The sequence below is a fragment of the Phytohabitans maris genome (assembly GCF_031085175.1).
Taxonomy (GTDB): Bacteria; Actinomycetota; Actinomycetes; order Mycobacteriales; family Micromonosporaceae; genus Phytohabitans; species Phytohabitans maris.
In genome coordinates this window covers 16423-38534 of the sequence record NZ_JAVHUY010000049.1, presented here as the reverse complement: position 1 = coordinate 38534, position 22112 = coordinate 16423, and the positions used below count along the sequence as shown (strand labels likewise).

Here is a 22112-nt window from a genome sequence, read left to right as displayed (position 1 = left end):
GGTTCCTCTGCGTTCGTAGGGGCGGACGGTCAGGGGCGGAGCGGCGGTCTCACGGCGGCACCACCAAGGGATAGGCCACGACCGGCAGGATCAGGCCGACCTGGCCCCACCACTGCGCCCGGGCGACCGGGGCCAGACCGGCGCCGGAGCGCCGGACCAGCAGCAGCGCGCGGTCGTAGGCGAGCCCGGCCGCGAGGCCCAGCAGCACGCCACCGGCGAGCAGCGGGCCGGCCGAGCCGGAGGGCAGGCCGAGGCCGAAGGTCAGGGCTCCGGCGACCGCCGGGACGGCCACCGGCATCCGGGTCAGCACCAGCCGGGCCAGGCCGGCGGAGAGCATCACCGCCCCGGCGGTGAGCCCGGCGACCAGCTCGGCGCCGCCGGCCCGCTGCGCGACCAGCCCCGGCAGGGTCGAGGTGAACAGGCCGAGCACACCGTTGGCCGAGAAGGCCAGCAGCGCCGGCGCGGCGGCGATGCGGGCGCGCGCGGGCCGGGAGGACACCACGGTCCCGGCCTCACGCGGCGCGGCGATCGCCGCGGCGAGCAGGGCGGCGGCGCCGAGGCCGAAGACCGCGGGCCGGGGCAGGCCGACCGCGGCCAGCGTGCCGGCCAGTACCGCCCCGCACCCGACCCCGCCGAAGATCGCGGCTGTGGCCCGGGCCGGGCCGCGTCGACGCGCGGCGAGCCGGCTGGTCACGACCGCGGTCAGGACGCCCAGCGCGGCACCGGTCACCACCCGCCCTACCAGCAGCCAGCCGGCACCGCCCGGCGTCGGGGCCACGACGAGCAGCAGCCCACCGGCGGCGTCGGCCAGCAGCAGCGCCGGCAGCAGCCAGCGGGCCGAGGTGTACCGGGCCAGCCTCGGGCGGGTGAGCGCGCCGATCGCGGTGACGGACGCGGCGGAGTGCGCCACGAACAGGCCGACCGTGGTCCACCGCGACCCGCTGGCCTCCGCGACCCGGTGATAGTAGGGGCTGGGAAAGCTGGAGAACGCGGACGCCACCGTGAGCGCCAGACCGCCGGCCCGGTTCATCGGGTGGCTTCCAGCAGCACGGCGAGCAGCGCCACGTCGGTGACCGCGCACCCGGCGACGTCCAGCAGGAGCCGGCCGGCGGGCACGGGTTCGAGCCCGGCCAGGAGCCTCGGCACGGCGGGTGCGCGGCCGTGGTCGCGTAACACCGGCACCTCCGGATCGCGCCGCCACGTCGCGTCGCCGTCGAGGCTCACCGCGATCCCGCCGGCGGCCAGATCGTTCAGGTCGGCCACCGGCGCGGTCGCTCCGGTGGCGGAGAAGACCAGGTCCGAGCCGGCCACCGTGGCCGGGTCGGTCGTGGCGTCGATCCCTTCCGCCGCCAATGCCCTCGTCGAGTCCGTGGAGCGCACCAGGACGCGGACGTCGCCGAGCGCGAACGCGGTTCGGGCGGCCCGCAGCACGGCCCGGTTGGTCGGGCCGAAGCCGATCAGGGTGACCCGGCGCGGGCCGCCGCCGGGCCTGGCCGCGCGCGCCACCGCCACGGCGGTGGCCGCGGTGCGCAGCCGGGTCGCCGCCATCCCGGACATCAGCGCTACCGGCTCACCGGTGCGGGCGTCGCTGCCGACGACCGTCGCGGTGGAGCGGCCCGGCCGGCCGGCGCCGCCGGGCACGTAGGACGCCCACTTCGTGGCGGCCAGGCCGAGCCGTGGCACGATCCCGGACAGGGAGAGCAGGAATCCGGGGCCGGCCAGCGGCAGCGTCTGCTTGGCCGTCTGGCTGGCGTCGCCGCGGCCCAGATCGGCCAGGCAGCGGGCCACCTCGTCGAGCAGGTCGGTCCCGTCGACGAGCGCGGACACGTCGTGGTCGGTGAACTCACGCATCGCCGTCCGGCCGTCCGGCCAGGGCCAGCGAGACAACACCGGCGACGGTACGCAGGTAGGCGGCCCGGGCGGGGTTGAACGCCCGTGCGGTCCGGCTCACGAACGCCAGGTCGCCCCAGACCCGCCCGGCGACCGTGATGGGAAACAGCAGGCAGGCGTGCAGGTCTTCGGTCGAGGCCATCCGGGCGGTCACCGGAAACCGCCGGGCGAGACGGCTCATGTCGTGCAGTTGTACGGACTCGCCGCTGCGATAGACCTGCGAGCCCATGAAGCCGGCGCTCACCGGGTGCCCGGTCGCGATCGACTGGCGCCAGCGGGCCGACATCCCGGCGGAGGCGACCAGCCTGGACACGGCGGCGGCGGCGTCGAGCCGGAAGACGGTGGCCGCGTCGCTGAAGCCGCGGGCCACCGCCCACTGCACGACGCTCTCCGCCACGCTCGTCACATCCGGCGCGGCCAGCAGTGTGTCGACCAGCGCGCCGAGCGCGTCGGCGTGCGCGTTGAGCAGGCTGACCGACTGGCGCAGGCGTTCGTCGCTGCGGTCGTCGCCGAGCTCGGCCACCGGCTGCAGGAACTGGTACCCGGTCCCGCGCACCGACCCGATCCAGGTCGGCTCGGTCGGGGTGTCGCCGAGCTTGCGGCGCAGCCTGCCCACGTGGATGCGCAGCGTGTTGGCGCCGTCGCCGTGCCGCCATCCCCAGACCCGCTGCACGATGTCCTGCTGTGGCATCACCTGCAGCGCGTGGCTCATCAGGAAGGCGAGCAGGTCGAACTCGTTCTGGCTGAGCGCCACCGGCTCGTCGTCCAGCAGGCAGCGCCGGGCGCGCAGGTCCAGCCGCATCCGGCCGCTGTGCAGCCAGCGCACGCTCACCTCGTCGTCCGCGCCGGAGCCGCGGCACAGTGCGGTCAGCCGGGCGGCCATCTCGCGGGCGGTGGCCTGCCGCTCGATCACCAGGCTGGCGCCGCGGTCGAGCAGGGCCAGTCCCTCGTCGTAGCTCAGGTCGGTGGCGACCAGGGCGATCGGGAACGAGCCGGCCAGCCGCAGCTCCCGGACCGCCTGGTGGACCCAGGTGAACGTGTTGCCGCCGACCAGCACGAGCCGGGTGTCGCGGACCGATGCCGCGTGAACGGCGCTGGTGACCTGGTGGCAGACCACGGTCGGCCAGCGGTCGCGGCCGGCGCGGGCGGTCAGCGTGGCCGCGGCGGAGCCCGGTTCGGCGCAGAGTACGGCCGGCGTCAGGACCGCGAGGTCGCGAGGTTTGAGGACGGCGTCGAGCACGGGTCACAGCACCTTCGACAGGAACGACCGGGTGCGCTCGTGCGCCGGCCGTCCCAGGACGTCGGCCGGCGTGCCCCGCTCCACGATCTGGCCGTCGGACATGAACGCGACCTGCGAGGCCACCTCCCGGGCGAATCCCATCTCGTGGGTCACCACGATCATCGTCATGCCCTGCGCCGCGAGGTCCCGCATCACGTCGAGGACCTCCCCGACCAGTTCCGGGTCGAGCGCGGACGTCGGCTCGTCGAACAGCATGAGCTGTGGGCGCATGGCCAGCCCGCGGGCGATGGCCACGCGTTGCTGCTGCCCGCCGGACAGGTGCCGGGGATAGGCGTCCGCCTTCGCGGCCAGGCCGACCCGGTCGAGCAGGTCGAGCGCGGTGGCGGTGGCGGTGGCCTTGGAGTGCCGGTGCACGCGCATCGGCGCCTCTCGCACGTTCTCCAGGGCGGTCAGGTGCGGAAACAGGTGGAAATGCTGGAACACCATGCCGATCCGGGCGCGCTGTGCGCGGATCTGGCGCTCCGGCAGCTCGTACAGCTTCCCGTCACGCTCGGTGTAGCCGACGAGGTCTCCGTCGACGACGACCCGGCCGCTGTCCGGTGTCTCCAGGTGGTTGACGCAGCGCAGCAGCGTGGACTTGCCGCTGCCGGAGGCACCGATCAGGCACATCACCTCACCCGGCTGGACGTCCAGGTCGACGCCGCGCAGCACCTCGTGGGAACCGAAGCGCTTGCGGATGCCCCGCAGTCGCACTAGCGGTTGCCGGTCAGCCATCGCGCCCACCTCCTGTCGCGACTCAGGCCGTGGCCGGTGGGCCGGAAGCCGACTCCGAGCCGGCGCTCCAGCCGGGACTCGAGCATCGTCAGCGCGGTGACGACGACGAGGTACCAGATGCAGACCACGAGCAGGATCGGGATGGTCTCGTACGTGCGGCCGTAGATGAGCTGGCCGGAGTAGAGCAGCTCCGGCAGGGCGATGACCGACACCACGGACGAGTACTTGAGCAGGCCGATCGCCTCGTTGGAGGCGGGCGGGACGATGACCCGCAGCGCCTGCGGCAGCACGATCCGGCGAAACGTGACGAGGCGGCTCATGCCCAGCGCGTTCGCCGCCTCGGTCTGTCCCTTGTCGACCGAGATGATGCCGGAACGGATGATCTCACCGAGGTAGGCGGCCTCGTTGAGCGCCAGCCCGAGGATCGCGGCGGTCCACGGGGTGATCAGGTCGTTGGTCTCCGCCGACCACAGCGTGGGTCCGGACGGGACGCCGAGCCGTACCTGCGGGACCAGGATCGCCAGGTTGTACCAGAGGATCAGCTGCACCAGGATCGGCGTCCCGCGGAACAGCCACACGTACGCCCCGGCCATGCCCCGAAGCAGCCTGCTGTCGGACAGCCGCATCGTGGCCAGGACCAGGCCGAGCACCGTGGCGATGGCCATGCTCACCGCGGTCAGCTTGAGCGTGGTGAGCAGGCCGTCGAGGATCCGCCGGTCGAAGAGGTATCCCGCGACGATGCCCCACTGGTAGTTCGGGTTGGTCAGAAACGAGACCGCTACCGACACCACGATGACGGCGGCGGCTACCCAGCCGGCCCAGCGCCACGGGTGCCGGCGGCGGACGATCACCATGCTGTGTTCGTCGTCCTGCCGGGTCTTCGGGAGGACGCTCGTCATCAGAAGGGCGACCCGTTGACGATCGGGGCTTGCAGGCCACGGTCCGGGATGCCCCAGTCGGCCAGTATCTTGGCGTAGCCGCCGTCGGCGATGACCTCCTTGAACGCGGTCTCGAACTGGCTGGTCAGCTCGCTGGACTTCGGAAACGCGGCGGCGAAGTAGCCCTCGTTGAGGTACGCGCCCGACGTCTTCACCTTGCCCTCGTTGCGGGACAGGATGTACGCGTTCGCCGCCGAGTCGTTCGGCGCGACGTCGATCCGGCTGGACATCAACGCCAGTACGGTGGCGTCCAGGTCGGCGAACTCCTTGACGTCGACCGCGGGCTTGCCCGCCGTCTTGCACTTCGTCGATGCCTCGGCGAGCAGATCCGCTTCGAGGGCACCGCTCGGAATGCCGACCTTGACGCCGCACAGATCGTCCATCGAAGCGATGTCCGCGTATCCGACGCGGGTGAGGAAGTCATTCTTCGCGGCCAGGTAGTCGACGAAATCGACGGTCTTCTGCCGCTCTTTCGTATCGAACATTCCGGTCAGGGCGAGGTCGAATCGCCCAGAGGTGAGCCCGGGGATGATGGTGTCGAATCCGGCACTCTGGAAAACGACCTCGCGGCCCAGCTTCGCGGACAGAGCAGCCGCCAGATCGACGTTCAGCCCTTTCCACGTCTTGCCGTCGTCGTCCAGGAAGTTGTACGGCAGCAATGTGGGATCGGCGGCCGCGACCAGCGCGTCAGCGCCGGAACTGCTGGACGCGGCGGGCTCTTGCGAACCAGCGGAGCATGAGGTGACCGCCGCCACGGCCACGGCTATGACGACACCGGCCAGCGGGCCGGGCAAGCGACGTGCGCGCATATGGGAACTCCGTCTCAGAGCCAGGAGGAGGGCGTCCGGCGAACAGCAGACGTTCGTTTCTTTGCCAACTCATTACGGCGGCGTGGGCCGCACGTTTCATCGGCTGTGAAATGACATACTGCCGACAGGTTCCGCTCCCTAAACTCAAACCCGACGCCTGAAGCACCGGGCTCACCGACACACAGGCGACACATAGCCGAAAGGGAGACAGTGCAGAGCGGAACCGAGACGGATACGGCGACGGCCGCGGTCACCCGGATGATGGCGGGCCCGGTAAGGGCCGGCGAGGTGGACCTGAGCGTCGGCGAGCCGGATCAGCCGCTGCCCGCCGTGCTGGTCGAGACCGCGGTACGCAGCCTCCGGGACGGCCGCACCGGGTACACGCCGAAGCTGGGCCTGCCCGACCTGCGCGACCTGGTGGCCGCTGACCTCGACGGGCGGCGGCCGCCCAGCGACGACGTGGTCGTCACCGTCGGCGGCACCGGAGCGGTCGCCGTGGCGCTCGCCGCCGTCTGCGTGCCCGGCGGAGCCGTCTTGGTTCCGGACCCGGCCTGGCCGAACTACCGGGTGCTGGCCGAGCGGCTCGGCGTCGCGGTCCTCAGCTACCCGCAGGGAGAGTCCGGGGACGCCTTTCTCGACCTGGAGACGATCGAGGCCGGCCTGCGCGCCGGCGCCCGGCTCGTGGTGGTCAACTCACCGTCGAACCCGACCGGCGCGGTGGCGTCGGCCGCCGTCCTGCGCCGCCTGGTCGACCTGGTCCGCGCCCACGACGCGTTCATCCTCTCCGACGAGGCGTACGAGTCGATCGTCTTCGCCGGCGGCCGCGCCCCGACACCCCGGGCGGCGGGCGGTGCCGACCTCACCTTCACCGCGCGCACCTTCTCCAAGACGTACTCGATGACCGGCCTGCGGGTCGGCGCGCTGATCTCGCCCCCCTCGTTTCGCGTCGCGGTCGCCGCGCTGCACGGCACCACCGCCGGCTGCGCGCCGATCACCGCCCAACTGACCGCCATCGAGGCGCTGCGGTCGCTGCCGGACCGCGGCGCCGAGCTCTCCGTGATCTACCGCGCGCGGTTCGGCGCGGCGCTGCGGATCCTCGGGCCGTGGGCACCACCGGTCCCCGCCGCCGCACTCGGCGGCTTCTACCTCTGGCTGGACGCCCGGCCGACCGGCCGGACCAGCGCCGAGGTATGCGCCGCGCTTCGCGCCCGCGGCGTCGTCGCATCGAGCGGTCAGGTCTACACCCCCACCGACGGCTTCGTCCGGCTCGCCCTCACCGCACCCGACGCCCAACTCGTGAACGCGATCACCGTCGTGCGCCAGGAACTGGACCGTCTCACCGGACGTTGACCGGCCAGGGCCGGGCGCGGAAGGTCCGATTAGGACGGTGCGGCGTCCAACCGATCCGCCAAACCCGTCCGCGTCACTGAGCTGCTGGCCGCGCGAACGGCTGTGCACCCCCGTCGCGGGAAACGCCTGATGCGGTCCGAGCCGACGCTCCGAGCACCATATCGGTGGGGTGCCCGGTAGCGCCGGTCGGGTCCACGTCACCGGAGGTATGGCATCCCGCGAACCTCGCAACGGTAATCGTTTCCATCTTGCTTGGCAATCCCCTGGTCGGGCAATGACGACCACCGCCCGGCGGGCGCCGGGTCGCGGCGACGCGCCTTGATCCGCCGGTAGCGGTGTGCGCCGTGACCGGTGACCCCGTCCCGCTTTTCGCTGCCTGCGTCACAGATTCATGTGCGGGTCTTTGCTGTCGCCGGACAACTGGTTATGCTCTCGAAAACCGTTTTCATTGCTGATAGTGCCTGGCGTGGTTGCGGCGGGCTGTGGGGAGGAGATCAGCGGATGAGGGCGCCGTGGTCGGCCATGGCCGTCGTGGCGGTGGTTGCCCTGTCCGGGTGTACGGCGCCGGTGGCGTTGAGTGACTCGGACGGGCGGGTGCAGGTGGTGACCACCACGGGGATCCTGGCCGACCTGGTGCGCAACGTCGGCGGCAATCGGGTGGTGGTCGACTCGATCGTGCCGGACAACGCCGACGCGCACGCCTACGAGCCGACGCTGCGAGATGTGCGCAACGTGGTCTACGCGGACGTGGCGTTCAGCAACTACCTGCTGCTGGAGGCGCAGAACGTCATCAAGGCCCTGGACGCCAACCTGCGCGGCGGCGTGCCGAACATCTCGCTCGCCGAGGGCGCCACCAAGTACGCCGCCGAGGTCATTCCCTTGGTGGAGGACGCCTCGCTCGACACGGTCTGGCTGGGCATGCGGGTGCGGGGCACCGGCCGCCAGTACGGAGCCAACCGTTCGTCCGACGTGCTGCTGTCCGCCACGGACGTGTCCGGGCCGGGCCATCTGGTGGCGTACCTGACGGAGTCGTTCGGCGACCCCGACTTCTACGTCAACTCGACGGACGGGTTCGACCCCGCCGATGGGTACAAGGACGACACGGCCGTCCTGCCGCCGGACGCGCACACGCACATGAGCTGGGCGTTCACCGAGCCTGGGGTCTACCGGCTGACGATGGAGGCCCGGCTCGCCGTCGCACAGGGAGAGAAGCCGGTGGAGTTGGGGCGGCAGACGTTCACGTTCGCGGTCGGGGTCGACCCGCACTCGGTCGGCGGGGCGGTGCTGAGCGCCGGTCACGCGGACATCGCGGTCGACGTGGACCAGCGGCGGCTGTACCTGTACGCCGACCCGCACGGCGGCGGCGAGGTCCATCAGGAGGTGTACGACCCGGCCAGCACGGTGATCGAGGTGCCGACCAAGGCGCTCAAGCAGGTGCCGTCCGGCCGGGGGTACCGGTTTCTGGGGCGGCCGGGTGACAAGGTGTACCAGCTGCCGCAGGCGGTGCTCGGCCGGCACGTGCACGGCGAGATCGACCCGCACCTGTGGCAGGACGTCGGCAACGCGCAGTCCTATGTGGAGCTGATCCGGGACACGCTGATCGGGGTGGATCCGGCCGGGGCGATGGAGTACCGGCGCAACGCGGACGCCTACCTGGCTGAGCTGACCACATTGGACACCTATGTGGCGGAGACGATCGCGTCGATCCCGCCGGCGAGCCGGTACCTGGTGACCACGCACGACGCGTTCGGCTACCTGGCGCACGCGTACGGCATCCCGGTAGCCGGCTTCGTCACGCCCAACCCGGCCGTCGAGCCGAGCCTGGCCGACCGGGTCAAGCTCACCGAGACGATCCGCAACCTGCGGGTACGGGCCGTCTTCCTCGAACCCAACCTGCGCGCTCGATCGTCCACGTTGGTCGAGGTGGCCAAGGAGCAGGGCGTGCGGGTCTGCCCGATCTACGGCGACGCGTTCGACCAGGACGTCGACACCTACGTACGGATGATGCGCTTCAACGCCGACTCGCTTAAGGAATGTCTCAGTTGACGAACTCGATAGTGGCCGTCCTGACCGCGGCGACGCTGGCTGTCGCGCCGACCCCGGCGCCGGACGGGCTGACCCAGACCCTCGACCCCAATCAGTCGGTGGCCTCCGGCCGGGCCGTGCTGGAGAAGGGACACGTGGACCTCGGCCCGCGCTACCGCGACGGCGACTGGACCATCCAGATCCACGACGACACGGCGGTACCGCCGGTGTGGCGCAAGCTGTCCGATGTGGTGCTTCGGGTGCGGGACGCGGCGGTCGAGCGGGTGCCGGACGATCCGGCGTACGCGTTCGTCGGCCAGCCGCCGGGTACGCCGGTACATGTGGTGCCGCAGACGCAGAACCAGGACGTGGTGTGGGTCGGCTGGAACACCCAGGATCCGGGCGTCATGGCGGCCATCTCCCGGGGCGTGACGATGAACCTGCTCGGCGTGCAGGGTCCGGGCGGTGTGGTCGTCTACCTGCAGTCGGGCAACCTCGGCGCGCCGCAGGTGCTGTGGGACTCGACGAAGCCGTTCCCGCAGCCGTTGTGGGTGGAGACGAACACGCACACCCACGCCAACTGGATTTTCGCCAAGCCGGGTGTGTACCTGGTCGCCGTCGAGTTCACCGCCGAACTGCTGGACGGCAAGCAGGTGACCGGGCGGGAGACGCTGCGGATCGCGGTCGGCGACAGCACGCCGGTCGATGACGCGTTCACCGCCGTGTACACCGGAAGCCTGCCCGGCACCGGCGCGACGCCGAGCCCGGCCGCGGTGGCCGAGCCCGACGACGGCGGCTCGCCTCTTCTCGTCGGTGTGCTGGTGGGTGCCGGTGCTGTGCTCGTGGTGGCGCTGATCTGGGTCCTGGTGCGCGGCGCGCGGATCCGGCGCCGTGCTCTGGATCAGGAGGAGAGCGCGTGAGTGTGCTGTCGGTGGCGGACCTGCACGTCGACCTCGGCGGGCGGCCGGTGCTGCGCGACGTGCGGATGAGCGTCGAGGTTGGGCAACTGGTGGGGCTGCTCGGCCCGAACGGTGCCGGCAAGACCACCCTGCTGCGGTGCGTGCTCGGCCTGGTCCGGGCCAAGGTTGGCACGATCTCGGTCGGCGGCACCGCCACGGTCGGGTACGTGCCGCAGCGGCACGAGTTCACCTGGGACTTCCCGATCAGCGTGGAGCAGGCCGTCCTCAGTGGACGTACCGGCCGGATCGGGCTGCTGCGCCGGCCCGGTGTGGCCGACTGGCGGGCGGTCGGGGAGGCACTGGAGCGGGTACGCCTGGCCGACCTGCGCCGCCGCCCGGTCGGCGAGCTCTCCGGCGGGCAGCGCCAACGGGTCCTGGTCGCCCGGGCCTTGGCGCTGCGCCCGGAGGTGCTGCTGCTGGACGAGCCGTACGCCGGGCTGGACATGCCGACCCAGGAGCTGCTCGGCGACCTGTTCGCGACCCTCGCCCGGGAGCGGGCGGTGCTGATGGCCACCCACGACCTCGCGGCGGCGGTGCACGACTGCGACCGGCTGATCCTGCTCAACCGCACCGTCATCGCCGACGGCCCGCCCGGCGAGCTGCGGGACCGTCGGGTGTGGATGGAGACGTTCGAGGTGGGTGAGCGCAGCCATCTGTTCACCGCGCTGGGGCTGAGTGCGGAGTCGGCCGCGGCCGGCGAGCCGGAGACGGTGGGTGCCTGATGTCGCCCGCGGACTTCGTCGCCGACCTGTTCAACCCGGACCTGGCGTTCCTGGGCAAGGCGCTGCTGATCGCGGTGATGTCGGCGACCGTGTGCGGTGTGGTCGGCTGCTACGTGGTGCTGCGCGGCATGGCGTTCATCGGGGACGCGGTCGCCCACGCGGTCTTTCCCGGCCTGGCGGTCGCGTTCGTCGTCTCCGGCAACCTGGTGCTCGGCGGTACGGTCGCCGGCGTGCTGACCGCCGTGCTGGTGGCGGTCTTCGCGCAGCAGCGGCGGCTGAAGGAGGACTCGGTCATCGGCGTGTTCTTCGTGGCCGCGTTCGCCCTCGGCATCGTGGTCATCTCCCGGGCGCCCGGGTACGCCGGCTCGTTGCAGCAGTTCCTGTTCGGCTCGATCACCGGTATCCCGGACGAGGACGTGTACGTGGTCGGTGGGACCGGCCTGGTGATCCTGCTGGCGATCCTGTTGCTGCACAAGGAGTTCGTGGCGGTGTCGCTGGACCGGGAGTCGGCCCGGGCGATGGGGCTTGCGGTGTTCCGGCTCGACCTGGTGCTGTACGTGCTGGTCACGCTCGCCGTCGTCATCTCGGTGCGGACCATCGGCAACGTGCTGGTGCTGGCCCTGCTGGTCACGCCGGCCGCCACGGCCCGGCTGCTGACCGACCGGCTCGCCGTGATGATGGTCCTCGCCCCGGCGATCGGCGGCCTCGGCGCGCTGGTCGGCCTCTACGTCTCCTGGTCCTGGGACCTGCCGGTCGGCGGCACCATCGTGCTCGTGCTCACCGCCGCCTTCCTCGCCGCCTGGCTCGCGGCACCGCGGCACGGACTGCTCGCCCGCTACGTCTTCTAGCCGATCACGCACCTCGCTCGAAGGAGGCACGATGCGAAGACTGACCAAACCGGGTGGGCGGCGATGGTTCGGCTGAACGTGGATCGTCGCGGCCGTGTCGCCGGCGCCACCACCCGCGCCGACCGTGTCCGGGTCGTCGTGCGCCGCGGCGTCCGCGGTGGTGGCATCCACGTCACGCTCGCCGGACTGGCCGGCCCGGCCAGTGTTCCTCGGCTGATGCAAGCGCTGCGCTCGCTGTCGACGGCTCATACCGGTGCCGTCGCCGGCGACGCCCTGCGGCTCTTTCCCGGGTCGCGGGTGGTGAAGCGGGGCGAGGAGGCTCTTGGCCTGACCCGGCGTGAGTTCGACCTGTTGCTGTTCTTCGTCGAGCATCCGCGACGCGTCTTCACCCGCGCCCAGTTGCTGTCCTTTGTCTGGGGGCATGAGTACGCGAGCCAACGCACCGTCGATGTCCATATCAGACGGTTGCGGGTCAAGACGGGTCAGCCGGTCGTCGCGACGGTGTACCGGGTCGGCTATCGGCTGCACGACGAAACGGTCGCGATCGTGATTCGTGAAACCTGACCTCGACAGCCCATCTGAGCCCGTGTTACGTTCCCACACGTCTAACGAGATTGGAATTCATTTCCAATAACTGGCTTGGGGGAGGATTTGAGAACCCGAACAAGACCGATACACCGGCCGCTGGCGGTGGCGGTGGCGGCCGCGACGGTCGTGGCGGCGTCCCTGATCGCGCCGTCCGCGGCGCTGGCGGCGGAGCAGGTGGTGCTCTCCAAGGGGCACACGGACGCGATCGACGTGCACTACGAGAGCGGCGCGCTGGTGTTGAAGGTGCACGACGACACGGTGTCGCCGTCGGTGACCCGAGACCCGGCGGACGTCACATTCCACGCGCTGCCGGGATCGCAGACGACGGTGCCGGACGTGCCCAGCTACGCGTTCCTCGGCACGCCGGGCACACCGGTGTGGATCCTGCCGCAGATCCAGGACCCGGACCTGCTGTGGCCGGGCTGGGAGACGCTGAACCTGCCGACCGGCACCTTCGCCGGCGGGAACATCAACCTGAGCCTGGTCGGTGTCGACGGGCCGGGCCGGGTCTCGGTGTTCGTCAACGACGCCTTCGGCCAGGCGCGGGTGGTCTTCCGCAGCGACGACGGCCTGCCGGACGTGACCGTGGTCGGTGACCACGTGCACGCCCACGCCAACTGGGCTTTCAGCGCGACCGGCCGGTACACGCTGAAGTTTCAGGCGACCGCGACGCTGACCGACGGCACGCCGGTGTCCAGCCCGGTGACCGACTACACGTTCGTGGTCGGCGAGCTCACCGAGCCGGACCCGGACCCGGAGGTGGCGCTGGACATCTACGGGCTCGAGGACAGCTACACGCCCGGCCAGCAGGTCAACCTGGTGGCGTTGCAGACCCCGGAGACGGAACTGGACCACTACCACTGGTTCAGCAAGTGCCCGGGCGCGGCCGACTTCGCGGTGGTCCCGGGGGAGGCCACCTTCGCGTACTCGTTCACCGCGACCGAGGCATTGGACGGCTGCCAGTACAAGGCGGTGCTCTACGACGAGGACCACAACCCGGTCGCCGAGGCCGCGCCGGTCACCCTCGTCGTGGAGGGCGGCGGCGAGCCGGGTGACCCGGCTGGCAGCCAGTCGATCGTCGCGACGGTCCGGGAGGCGGACGGCGCGCTGGTGCTCAGCGTCGACCCGGACGACCGCACCGTCGCGCTGCCGGCCACGACCCTCGGCGCCGCGGGTGACCGGTTGGAGGCGGCCGGGGCGCTGCGCCCGGTGACCGTCACCGACACCCGCGCCGCCAAGCCGGGCTGGAACGCCTCCGGGCAGGTCTCCGCCTTCACCGCCGAGGGCGGCGGCAGCTTCGGCGGCAAGTACCTGGGCTGGACGCCGCAAGTCGTCAACCAGGCCGCCGGGCAGGGCGTGGTGGCCGGTCCGGTCGCGCCTTCGGGGTTTACCTCCGGTAACGGTATCGCCGGTGGTGCGGTGCTCGGCTCGGCTCCGGCCGGCAGTGGTCGCGGCACCGCCCAGCTCGGTGCGGAGCTGCGGCTGGAGCTGCCGACCGAGACCGGGGCCGGCACGTACACGGCGACGTTGACGCTGACCGCGATCTAGCCGTGCGCGTACTGATCACGATGGTGGCCGTCCTGGCTGGCGTACTGCCGGCCGGGGCGGCCGCCGCCGCTCCCGCACCCACCCCGGCACCCTCGACCCCGGCGCCGGCGGCCGGGGCCGAGGCGCTCACCTGGGGCGTGGCACCCTCCAGCCGAAAGGGGCCGGATGGGCGGGCGGCCTTCACGTACAAGCTGGACCCGGGCGCCGAGCTGACCGACTACGCCGGCGTCTCCAACTACTCCGGTTCGCCGATCACCGTCGACCTGTACGCCAGCGACGCGTTCACCACGGCGAGTGGGGGCTTCGACCTGCTGCCGGCCGCGCGGAAGCCGACCGATGTCGGCACGTGGGTGGCGTTCGAGCCGCGGTACCGGCGGCTGGTGATCCCGTCCAAGTCCAGAGTGGACGTACCGTTCCAGGTGACCGTGCCGCGCAACGCCACACCCGGCGACCACGCCGGTGGGATCGTCGCGTCGATCGCCGAGCCCGGCACCGACGCGGGCGGCAACCGGGTGCGGGTCGACCGGCGGGTCGGCTCCCGGATCTACCTGCGAGTGACCGGCGAGCTCGCGCCCGCGTTCACCGTGGAGCGGCTCGACACCGGCTACGACGGCACCCTCAACCCGTTCGCCGGCGGCACCGTGACGGCCACCTACCGGGTGCGCAACACCGGCAACGTCCGGCTCACCGGCACGCCCCGCGTGGAGGTCGCCGGCCCGTTCGGCCTCGGCCGCCGTGGAGTCGATGCGGCCGCCCTGCCCGAGATCCTGCCCGGCGGCGAGCAGACCGTGACCACCACCGTCCGGCGCGTCCCCCCGCTGTTTCGCCTCGGCGTGGACCTTCACCTGACCCCGGTACCCGTGAACGCCAGCGCTCCGGTCTCCGACATCACCGGCCGGACGTCCGTGTGGGCGTGGCCATGGCCGCAGGCCGTGCTGCTGCTTGCGCTGGCCGCCGCGGTGTGGCTGGTGCGCTACCGGCGACGCGCCCGCGCCCGCGCGCTGGCCGCCGCTCGTGAGCAGGGCCGCGCCGAAGCGGCGGCAACCGCCTCGGAGGCGGACCTGGAACTGTCCGAAGCCAACACCACCCAACCACGAGGGACCTGACCGGAATGAAACGCACCGCGAGCCTGCTGGCCGCCGTCGCGCTGGCGATCACCGCCGCGCCGGCCGCGGCACACGCCGAGCCACGGACACTGCCGGTGGCCGGCGCCGACCTGGTCTCGATCCGCCTCGACGGCGACGCGTTGTCGCTGCGGGTCCGGGACGCCGCGCAAGCCCGCCGTGGTGAGGCGGGCCACGACCCGGCGGAGGTCGCCCTCGGCCCCGACGGTGGAGCGGCCGGTGCCATCCCCGGCCGGGCTGGGTTCGAGTTCCTCGGCAAGGCCGGCACACCCCTATGGGTACTGGCCGGTGCGGGCGGCGGTTTCCCGTTCTGGGACACCACCGCGATCCCGCGCGGCAAGCTCGCCGGCGACGCCGTCACGCTTCGACTGAGCGATGTGGAGGGTCCGGGGCGGTTCCACGCGTACACCGTCTCCTCCTTCGGCGCACCCACACCGCTGCTCGGCAGCGGCGACGGCGGCCCGCGCGCGATGACGCTGCCGGTCGGTGCCCGCACCGGCGCCGCGCTGTGGGCGTTCGACACCCCGGGCAGCTACCGGGTCACGCTCGAAGCCGCCGCCGGCCCGCTCACCACCGAGGCGACGTACCAGATCGAGGTACCGCAGATTTCGCCGGAACCGGCACCGGCGCTCGCGGCGCCGGCGCGGCCCGTGCCTCAGGCCCCGGCCACGTCAGTGCCATCGGAGCGGCTCGAAGCGCCGAAGGTACCCGCCGTGCCGAAGATCGCCGCCCAGGCCGCCGCCGCACCGGCCACCGGACGCAAGGTCATCGCCGACGGTCACATCGACATGGGCCCGCAGCTGGACGGAAGCACCTGGCGGATCCGGATCCGCGACGACAGTGGCAGTCCACCGGTCTGGCGGGAGCTGTCCGATGTGGTCGTCCACGCCGTCGACAAGGCCAAAATCAAAGTGCCGTCCGGCAGCGACTACGCCTTCCTCGGCCCGGCCGGCTCCGACGTGTGGCTGCTGCCCCAGGCCCAGCAGTCCGGCATCGTCTGGCCCGGCTGGAACACCCAGGACCCCTCGGTGGTCAACGGCACCCAGGGCAACGTCACCTGGCGACTGACCGATGTGGACGGGCCGGGCGAGTTCAAGCTCTTCCTGACCGGCTCGTTCGGCAAACCGGACGTGCTCTTCGACACCGCCAAGAGCCTGCCCCAGCAGATGAGCATCCCGCCGAACACGCACGCCCACGGCAACTGGGCCTTCACCAAACCCGGCGTCTACCACCTCGGCGTACAGATGACCGGCACCACCAAGGCCGGCGCGACCGTCACCGACTCCCGCACCCTCAACATCGCCGTCGGCCCCGTCGACCCCAACACCGCGTTCCCCAGCGGGGGCGGCTCCAACGGCAATGGGTCCAACGGAGGGGGCTCGAACGGCGGCGGTTCCAACGGCGGCAACCTGCCCCGCACCGGAGTCGGGTGGGTGATCCCCGCTGCGGCAGGGGGCCTGCTGCTTCTGATCGTCGGCGCCGTACTCGTCGTGGCCACGCGCCGCCGCATCCGGTCCGCCTGACGCGGGCGGCATTTTCTTAACCGCGGGGCCATCACTTCACTATCGACAACGGTTACCATTATCGATAGTGCGGTCCACAGGGGACCGTCGGGGAGGAGTCAGTTTCGTGCGTACCCCATTGCGTCTGCTGGTCGCGTCCGGGGCACTTGTCGGTGCCCTGGTCGCGACGGCCGCACCGGCCCAGGCGTCCGGTCAGGTCGTGATCGACGAAGGGCACGTCGACGTGATCGGCGTCGCCTACGAGGACGGCGAGCTCAACCTGCACATCCACGACGAAAGCGTCGAGCCCGGCGTGGAGCGCGAGCCCGGCGAGGTCAAGTTCCAGGTCAAGCCCGAGGCCGAGACCACCGTGCCGGCCAACCCGGCCTACAGCTTCCTCGGCAACGCCGGCGACCCGGTGTGGATCCTGCCGCAGGTGCAGAACCCGGACCTGGTCTGGGCCGGTTTCGGCACCGAGGAGATCGAGCTCGGCGTGTTCCAGAACGACCAGGTGAAGGTCACCTTCTGGGTCGCCGCCGGCCCTGGCGACCTGGCCATCTACACCGAGAACTCCTTTGGTCTCCCGTCCAGCATCCTCGTCGATACCGGTGACGGCCTGCCCGACACCGTGACCCTGTCCGCCGGCGACCACACGCACGCCAACTGGGCGTTCGACGCCCCGGGCCACTACTGGCTGGTGGTCACCGCCACCGGCAAGCTCGCCGGCAGCGGCCAGACCGTGGTCGACGCGGGTCTGTACCACTTCCAGGTCCTCAGCTAGGAGGCGCCACCATGCGGATCAGAACCAAGATCCTCGCCCCGCTGGTCGTGGCCGGCACCCTGGCCAGCGTCGCCGTCGCGGCGCCGGCCCAGGCGGTCCCGATCACGCTCACCAGCGGCCACGTCGACGTCCTCGACCTCGACTACAACAGCGGCGCCCTCGTGCTGCGCGTCCTGGACGGCACCGGCGGCACCAACGTCGAGCGCAACCCGGCCGACGTCATCTTCCGGGTGCCGCTGGCCGCCAAGACCACCAGTGTCCCCGGGGGGTCGGAGTGGGCGTTCCTCGGCACCGGCGGCACCGCCTGGATCCTGCCGCAGGACAACGTCTCCGGCCTGTTGTGGGCGGGCTGGAACGCCGACGAGGTGGCTGACGGCGTCTTCGTCAACGACGAGATGACCATCAACCTGACCGCGGTGAGCGGTCCGGCCGGCTTCAGCATCTACACCGCGAGTGGTGGCACGCCCACCGTGCTGTTCGACAGCGGCAACGGGCTGCCCGACGCGCAGACGGTGCCGCTCGAACATACCCACGTCAACTGGGGCTTCGACGCCGCCGGTACCTACACCGTGACCTTCAACGTCACGGGCAACAAGGTTGGCGGCGGCACTGTCAGTTCCGGCTCCAAGCAGTTCACCTTCGAGGTCCTCAACGCCTGAACCGGCTCCTCCCGAAACGGGTCCCCGCCGCCCTCCCGTTCGCGGCGGGGACCCTCGCGTTGGCGCAGACTATAATGACAACCGTTTCCGAAACTTGGCGGTTGGTGGGAGGGTCCGCGGTGGCTGAGGAGGCGCACGGTCTGGGTCGCCATACCCGGCAGCGGCTGCAGGTCACGGCGCTGCTGGAAGAGACCGACGAGTTTCGCAGCGCCCAGCGTCTGCACGAGATGCTGCGGGCGCGCGGCGTCCCGGTCGGGCTCACCACGGTGTACCGCACACTACAGATCCTGAGCGACGCCGGCGAGGTCGACGTCATTCGGCTACCCAGCGGCGAGCACCTCTACCGGCGCTGTGGCGCCGGACGCCACCACCACCTGGTCTGCCGCCACTGCGCCCGTACAGTGGAGATTCCCGGCCCTGGCGTGGAGCAGTGGGCGCGGCGGATCGCCCGACAGCATGGATACGTCGACGTCGCCCAAACCCTCGAGCTCTTCGGCACCTGCGCCGACTGCGCCGCCCAGGGGAGGACCTGAACGGGGTGCCGGCTGTAAGCGGCCATGGAGCCCAGCTCATATGCGATAGCATGCATACTCGTGATGCGGTCGACGAGTCGATGGAGTTGAAGACGTGGTGACCCAATCCATCCCCAACGTGACCCGCCACACCCGCCAGCGGGCCGAGCTCCTCGCTCTGCTGCAGGAGACCGACAGCTTCCAGACCGCCCAGGACCTCCACCAGACCCTGCGGCAGCGGGGCGCCAAGGTGGGGCTCACGACCGTCTACCGCGCCCTGCAGTTGCTGGTCGACGCCGATGAGGTCGACACGACGCGCTCCGCCGGCGGAGAGCAGTTGTTTCGGCGGTGCGGCCGTGGTCACCACCATCACCTTGTCTGCCGTCAGTGCGGGACGACGGTCGAAGTGCGCGGACCGGCGGTCGAGCGCTGGGCCGACAAGATGGCCAGCGAGCACGGCTTTACCGACGTGGCACACACGCTGGAGATCTTCGGCACCTGCGCGGACTGCTCCCGCAACGCCCGTTCCTGAAGGTCAGAGGCCCACGCGGGCCGCGGGCGTCACAGGGCTCCGCCCGCTGGCATGGGAAGGGCGTCGGCGAGGGTGAAGCGGCCGGCGAAGGGATCGGTGTAGGTGCGCCAGGCGGCCGGGCCGTCCGCGAGCTCGGCGTCGGTGAGCAGGCAACGGGTCAGCGCGCGGTGCAGCGCGGCGGGGTCCAGGTCGACGCCGATGAAGACCAGGTAGTGGTGCCGGTCGTCGTAGTACGGGTGCCACTCGACCGAAGCGGCCAGCCGGCGACGGTCGGAGAAGTGGTGCCGTTGCTCCTCGGGCGTGGCCGCCTGCCACCGTCCGAGGGCGCCGAGAGTGAGCCTGCCGCCGGCGAACTCCCAGGTGACCACGATGTGGGGTTGGCTGGCGAGCCAAAGGTGGCCGCGAGAACGGAGCACGCCGGTGTTGATCGCGTCGAGCGTTTCGTGGAGCCGCTGGGGGTGAAACGGGCGGCATGCCCGGAAGACCGCGGAGACGACGTCGTACGAGGGGGTGGGGTCGTGCACACCGAGTGCGAACCCTTCGACGCCGCGGGCGAGCGTGCCAGGGGTATCCGGGCGGTGCCGGCCGGAGTCGAGCAGTCGCGTGGCGAGGCCGGTGGCGTCGATCAGGTCGTCGGCCAGGCGCAGATGTGCCGCCCACGGCGCCAGGTGGTGTAGCAGGGCGTGTACCTGCGCGGTGTCGAACGGACCGCCGGCGCACGAGCCCCAGAGCACGAGCGTGTCGGCATACTCGATCTGCCGCACGGCGACCTCGGCAAGTGCCCGGTGGTCGTCGCGGCCGGCCGGGATGCCGAGCCTGACCAGGTCATCGCCGGTGTTCAGCGCGTCGAGCAGGAAATCGCCGTGGACCACCGTGACGTACGAATCCACGCGGACCAGGTCGCTGAGCGGGACACCGTCGACGACGCAACCGGTGCAGGCGGCGGCGACCGATTCGGGCTCGACGACGGCGGGCGGCAGGAGCACGACCTGCCGGTACGGACGCGTGCGGGCCAGCCGCGCCACCGTGGGCAGGATCTCGTCCCGCAGGGTGCGGGACATGTCGCCGTGGAGCAGAGCACCGCGCCGCTCGGCTGTCGCGCCGGTGCCGGAACACATGACCCGACACGTGTATCCGTCGCCGGTGCCGGTCAGGTCGTAGCGGACCAGCAGCAGGGACGGGTCGGCGGCCAGCAGCGCTCGCGCGACCGCGTATGTGGCGCCTGGCCACAACCCGGACAGCACCGTCACGACCGGCGCAGCTGTCGCCATCGTCTCAGCCTTCCTTATTGGAAACGGTTGTCATTATAGTCGAAGTGGATCGCGGCCTGGCAAGGGGCGCGGTCCCGCCGGGCGTCGGTCGAGGCCACGGCGGCTACCGTTGCCTGTGTGGCGGACGGGCGGCGGGCACCGGTGTCCGGGCTGTTTCGGGGCCGGTCCGGGCTTTCGGTCCACGGCGTGCTCGCGCTGGCGGCCGCGCTGGTGGCGGCCTGGGTGCTGCTGGCGCAGGCGCCCGACCCGTCGCGGCGGGTTCGGCCGCTCCCGCCCACCGCGGAGGCGGTCTGGCCGCATGCCCGGCGCGCGGATGTGCCGGGCGTGCTGTCCGGCGGCGGGACCTTCCGGCCGACCTTCTTCCTGGACGAGCGGGCGTCGGTCGGCGCCGCCTCCGATCCGGACGCCGGTGAGGTGCGCCTGGTGCTGCGGGCGGCCGGCGGCACGGTCCGCGTGCTGCGCCGGCTTCCGGCGACGGCCGCGCCGCAGTACGCCGGCTTCGTCCGCGCCGGCGGGCAACTGGTGTGGGCGGAGTCGGTCGCCGGCCCGGACGGTTCGACGCGGACCGAACTGTGGCGGGCCGAGCTGGCCGGCGGGGCGCCGCGGAGGATCACCGCCGACACCGGCCGGGTGCGGTTCTTCGGCTCCGAGCACGACGTGGTCGTCGCCTCCGGCCGGGTGTACTGGACTTCGGTCGCGCCCGGCGGACGCGACGCCACGCAGGTGCGGTCGGTGCCGCTCGGTGGCGGCCGGGTCGAGGTACGCACCGAGCCGGGCGCGTGGGTGCTGTCGCGATGGCCGTGGCTGGCCAGCGCCGGCAGTAGCGGGCGCGCGCGGTTGCGGAGCCTGGCCACGTCAAGGGTGGTCACTGTGGACGCCGGCGGGGACATGCTGGATCGGTGTGGGCCGACCTGGTGCCGGGTGTTCGTGCTCACCGGGGGCGGGGTACGCAGTGAGCTGATGCGGCCCGATGGCTCGGACCGGCAGCGGGTGGCCGACGACGCCACGACCACCCCGATCGTCGACGTGGCGGTGCTCGACCGCTTCGAAGTGCTGTGTAGCGGCACGAGTGCTCTCGCCGCCGCGATCGGCGGGCGCCGGCTGCTCGTCTACGACCTCGTGGCTGACCGGTTGGTCAGGGTGGCGGATGCCGCCGTCGGGGTCTTCTACCGGGGCGGTGTGCTGTGGTGGTCCACCGGCACGGGTCCGCGCACCGCCTGGCACGCCCTCGACCTACGCACCGTCCGTTAGCCGAAACAGGTTGAGGCGGTAGGTGCGTACGACCCGGCGGAACAGCGCCCGCATCACCACCGACAGCGCGCGAAATCGCAACGGCATCCGGGCGCGCAGCTCCGGCTGTGGCTCGGCGAAGGTGCGCGATTCCAGCAGCCGGGCACCGAGGTGCTCCAGTTCGCTCGGGTCCTCGCATATCCAGGTCATCCGGGTGCCCATGTCGCGCATGACGTCGTTGCGGTTTACCCCGTTCGCCATCACCTGGCCGCCGGTGTCCAGCGCAAGCAGCGCGCCGGGGAAGTTGGCGGCGAGGAGCCGAAACACTTCGTTCACTTGGTCGGGCGTGAAGTAGAGCAGGACCGCCTCGGCCACGAACAGGTATGGTCCGGGGCTGGCCTGGACGGGGGGCACCCAGGACGGGTCGAGCACCGAGCCGGGCAGCATGCGTCGCCGGTCGGTGTCGGTGAAGAACCGGCGGCGTAGCTCGATCACGTCTGGCAGGTCGAGGTCGATCCAGGTGACTGTGCTGTTGTCCAGGCGTTCGAACCGGGTGTTGAGTCCAGTGCCGATCTCCACGACGGTGCCGCCGGGGTGTTCGGCCAGGAATTGCTTCACCCACACGTCGAACATGGCGGTGCGCAGCACAGCTCCCCGGGCGCCACCCTTGAACGCCTTCATCCGGGTGAAGTCGTAGTCGATCGACTCGATGATCTCGACCGCCCGTGGGTCGCTCAACAGCGGCGTGCGTTTGCCGGTCTCCACGGCCCGTCCGTACAGGGGAATCATCAACGTCTGCTGCACAGGCCC

Annotated in this window: 22 protein-coding genes; 14 read left to right on the top strand and 8 right to left on the bottom strand. The window is 71.5% G+C overall.

What is annotated here, in order from left to right:
* Positions 1-49 precede the first annotated feature (49 nt).
* The 6 genes from RB614_RS36305 to RB614_RS36280 are packed head-to-tail and all read right to left on the bottom strand — an operon-like array spanning position 50 to position 5651.
* On the bottom strand, positions 50-1030 hold the full coding sequence (locus RB614_RS36305) for a hypothetical protein (RefSeq protein WP_308717229.1): 981 nt from the start codon (positions 1028-1030) through the stop codon (positions 50-52).
* On the bottom strand, positions 1027-1851 hold the full coding sequence (locus RB614_RS36300) for a hypothetical protein (RefSeq protein WP_308717228.1): 825 nt from the start codon (positions 1849-1851) through the stop codon (positions 1027-1029). Before RB614_RS36300 ends, RB614_RS36305 begins: the two co-directional genes overlap by 4 nt.
* Complete coding sequence (locus tag RB614_RS36295) at positions 1844-3130, bottom strand: winged helix-turn-helix domain-containing protein (protein ID WP_308717227.1); 1287 nt, start codon at positions 3128-3130, stop codon at positions 1844-1846. The genes RB614_RS36300 and RB614_RS36295 overlap by 8 nt, the downstream gene beginning before the upstream one ends.
* A 3-nt stretch (positions 3131-3133) precedes the next feature.
* Entirely contained in the window at positions 3134-3904 is a 771-nt protein-coding gene (locus RB614_RS36290) for an amino acid ABC transporter ATP-binding protein (protein WP_308717226.1), read from the bottom strand.
* Positions 3883-4803: an amino acid ABC transporter permease gene (locus RB614_RS36285; protein ID WP_308717225.1), complete on the bottom strand. Its 921-nt coding sequence runs from the start codon at positions 4801-4803 to the stop codon at positions 3883-3885. Before RB614_RS36285 ends, RB614_RS36290 begins: the two co-directional genes overlap by 22 nt.
* Positions 4803-5651: an ABC transporter substrate-binding protein gene (locus tag RB614_RS36280; protein ID WP_308717224.1), complete on the bottom strand. Its 849-nt coding sequence runs from the start codon at positions 5649-5651 to the stop codon at positions 4803-4805. The genes RB614_RS36285 and RB614_RS36280 overlap by 1 nt, the downstream gene beginning before the upstream one ends.
* Positions 5652-5861: 210 nt before the next feature.
* On the opposite strand from RB614_RS36280, the gene RB614_RS36275 reads away from it, so the two are divergent.
* The 13 genes from RB614_RS36275 (at position 5862) to RB614_RS36215 (ending at position 18801) form a co-directional block, all read left to right on the top strand.
* Complete coding sequence (locus RB614_RS36275; RefSeq protein ID WP_308717223.1) at positions 5862-7001, top strand: pyridoxal phosphate-dependent aminotransferase; 1140 nt, start codon at positions 5862-5864, stop codon at positions 6999-7001.
* Positions 7002-7502: 501 nt separating this feature from the next.
* Positions 7503-9047, top strand: coding sequence for an anchored repeat ABC transporter, substrate-binding protein (locus tag RB614_RS36270; RefSeq protein WP_308717222.1), 1545 nt, complete (start codon positions 7503-7505; stop codon positions 9045-9047).
* The gene (locus RB614_RS36265) at positions 9044-9946 is read left to right on the top strand and encodes a choice-of-anchor M domain-containing protein (RefSeq protein ID WP_428983177.1); all 903 of its coding nucleotides are present in this window, start codon (positions 9044-9046) and stop codon (positions 9944-9946) included. Before RB614_RS36270 ends, RB614_RS36265 begins: the two co-directional genes overlap by 4 nt.
* Positions 9943-10707, top strand: coding sequence for an anchored repeat-type ABC transporter ATP-binding subunit (locus tag RB614_RS36260; RefSeq protein ID WP_308717220.1), 765 nt, complete (start codon positions 9943-9945; stop codon positions 10705-10707). The genes RB614_RS36265 and RB614_RS36260 overlap by 4 nt, the downstream gene beginning before the upstream one ends.
* Positions 10707-11555, top strand: a complete 849-nt coding sequence (locus RB614_RS36255) for an anchored repeat-type ABC transporter permease subunit (RefSeq protein WP_308717219.1) — start codon at positions 10707-10709, stop codon at positions 11553-11555. The genes RB614_RS36260 and RB614_RS36255 overlap by 1 nt, the downstream gene beginning before the upstream one ends.
* Before the next feature lie 63 nt (positions 11556-11618).
* On the top strand, positions 11619-12119 hold the full coding sequence (locus RB614_RS36250; protein ID WP_308717218.1) for a winged helix-turn-helix domain-containing protein: 501 nt from the start codon (positions 11619-11621) through the stop codon (positions 12117-12119).
* Between the two features lie 132 nt (positions 12120-12251).
* A complete protein-coding gene (locus RB614_RS36245; protein WP_308717217.1) occupies positions 12252-13691 on the top strand; it encodes a choice-of-anchor M domain-containing protein in 1440 nt (479 codons plus the stop codon).
* 20 nt (positions 13692-13711) lie between these two features.
* Positions 13712-14797, top strand: a complete 1086-nt coding sequence (locus RB614_RS36240; RefSeq protein ID WP_308717260.1) for a WxL protein peptidoglycan domain-containing protein — start codon at positions 13712-13714, stop codon at positions 14795-14797.
* A gap of 5 nt (positions 14798-14802) precedes the next feature.
* Positions 14803-16338 carry a TIGR03773 family transporter-associated surface protein gene (locus RB614_RS36235; protein ID WP_308717216.1) on the top strand — a complete coding sequence of 512 codons (1536 nt, stop codon included), beginning with the start codon at positions 14803-14805 and terminating at the stop codon, positions 16336-16338.
* Between the two features lie 106 nt (positions 16339-16444).
* On the top strand, positions 16445-17098 hold the full coding sequence (locus tag RB614_RS36230; protein ID WP_308717215.1) for a choice-of-anchor M domain-containing protein: 654 nt from the start codon (positions 16445-16447) through the stop codon (positions 17096-17098).
* 11 nt (positions 17099-17109) lie between these two features.
* Complete coding sequence (locus RB614_RS36225) at positions 17110-17757, top strand: choice-of-anchor M domain-containing protein (protein WP_308717214.1); 648 nt, start codon at positions 17110-17112, stop codon at positions 17755-17757.
* A gap of 59 nt (positions 17758-17816) precedes the next feature.
* Positions 17817-18290, top strand: coding sequence for a Fur family transcriptional regulator (locus RB614_RS36220; RefSeq protein ID WP_428983176.1), 474 nt, complete (start codon positions 17817-17819; stop codon positions 18288-18290).
* 97 nt (positions 18291-18387) lie between these two features.
* A complete protein-coding gene (locus tag RB614_RS36215) occupies positions 18388-18801 on the top strand; it encodes a Fur family transcriptional regulator (protein ID WP_308717259.1) in 414 nt (137 codons plus the stop codon).
* A 29-nt stretch (positions 18802-18830) separates the two neighbouring features.
* Here RB614_RS36215 and RB614_RS36210 read toward each other — a convergent pair whose 3' ends face one another.
* On the bottom strand, positions 18831-20072 hold the full coding sequence (locus RB614_RS36210) for a CobW family GTP-binding protein (RefSeq protein WP_308717212.1): 1242 nt from the start codon (positions 20070-20072) through the stop codon (positions 18831-18833).
* Positions 20073-20189: 117 nt separating this feature from the next.
* Between RB614_RS36210 and RB614_RS36205 the strand changes: the two genes are divergently transcribed.
* The gene (locus RB614_RS36205) at positions 20190-21323 is read left to right on the top strand and encodes a hypothetical protein (protein ID WP_308717211.1); all 1134 of its coding nucleotides are present in this window, start codon (positions 20190-20192) and stop codon (positions 21321-21323) included.
* Here the strand turns inward: RB614_RS36205 and RB614_RS36200 are convergent.
* Positions 21306-22091: a class I SAM-dependent methyltransferase gene (locus RB614_RS36200; protein ID WP_308717210.1), complete on the bottom strand. Its 786-nt coding sequence runs from the start codon at positions 22089-22091 to the stop codon at positions 21306-21308. The genes RB614_RS36205 and RB614_RS36200 overlap by 18 nt on opposite strands.
* Between the last annotated feature and the right edge of the window lie 21 nt (positions 22092-22112).

Coding starts and splice junctions, on each gene's coding strand:
- RB614_RS36305 (WP_308717229.1), bottom strand. CDS start 1,030: ATGAACCGGGCCGGCGGTCTGGCGCTCACGGTGGCGTCCGCGTTCTCC.
- RB614_RS36300 (WP_308717228.1), bottom strand. CDS start 1,851: ATGCGTGAGTTCACCGACCACGACGTGTCCGCGCTCGTCGACGGGACC.
- RB614_RS36290 (WP_308717226.1), bottom strand. CDS start 3,904: ATGGCTGACCGGCAACCGCTAGTGCGACTGCGGGGCATCCGCAAGCGC.
- RB614_RS36285 (WP_308717225.1), bottom strand. CDS start 4,803: ATGACGAGCGTCCTCCCGAAGACCCGGCAGGACGACGAACACAGCATG.
- RB614_RS36280 (WP_308717224.1), bottom strand. CDS start 5,651: ATGCGCGCACGTCGCTTGCCCGGCCCGCTGGCCGGTGTCGTCATAGCC.
- RB614_RS36270 (WP_308717222.1), top strand. CDS start 7,503: ATGAGGGCGCCGTGGTCGGCCATGGCCGTCGTGGCGGTGGTTGCCCTG.
- RB614_RS36255 (WP_308717219.1), top strand. CDS start 10,707: ATGTCGCCCGCGGACTTCGTCGCCGACCTGTTCAACCCGGACCTGGCG.
- RB614_RS36250 (WP_308717218.1), top strand. CDS start 11,619: ATGGTTCGGCTGAACGTGGATCGTCGCGGCCGTGTCGCCGGCGCCACC.
- RB614_RS36240 (WP_308717260.1), top strand. CDS start 13,712: ATGGTGGCCGTCCTGGCTGGCGTACTGCCGGCCGGGGCGGCCGCCGCC.
- RB614_RS36235 (WP_308717216.1), top strand. CDS start 14,803: ATGAAACGCACCGCGAGCCTGCTGGCCGCCGTCGCGCTGGCGATCACC.
- RB614_RS36225 (WP_308717214.1), top strand. CDS start 17,110: ATGCGGATCAGAACCAAGATCCTCGCCCCGCTGGTCGTGGCCGGCACC.
- RB614_RS36210 (WP_308717212.1), bottom strand. CDS start 20,072: ATGGCGACAGCTGCGCCGGTCGTGACGGTGCTGTCCGGGTTGTGGCCA.
- RB614_RS36200 (WP_308717210.1), bottom strand. CDS start 22,091: ATGATTCCCCTGTACGGACGGGCCGTGGAGACCGGCAAACGCACGCCG.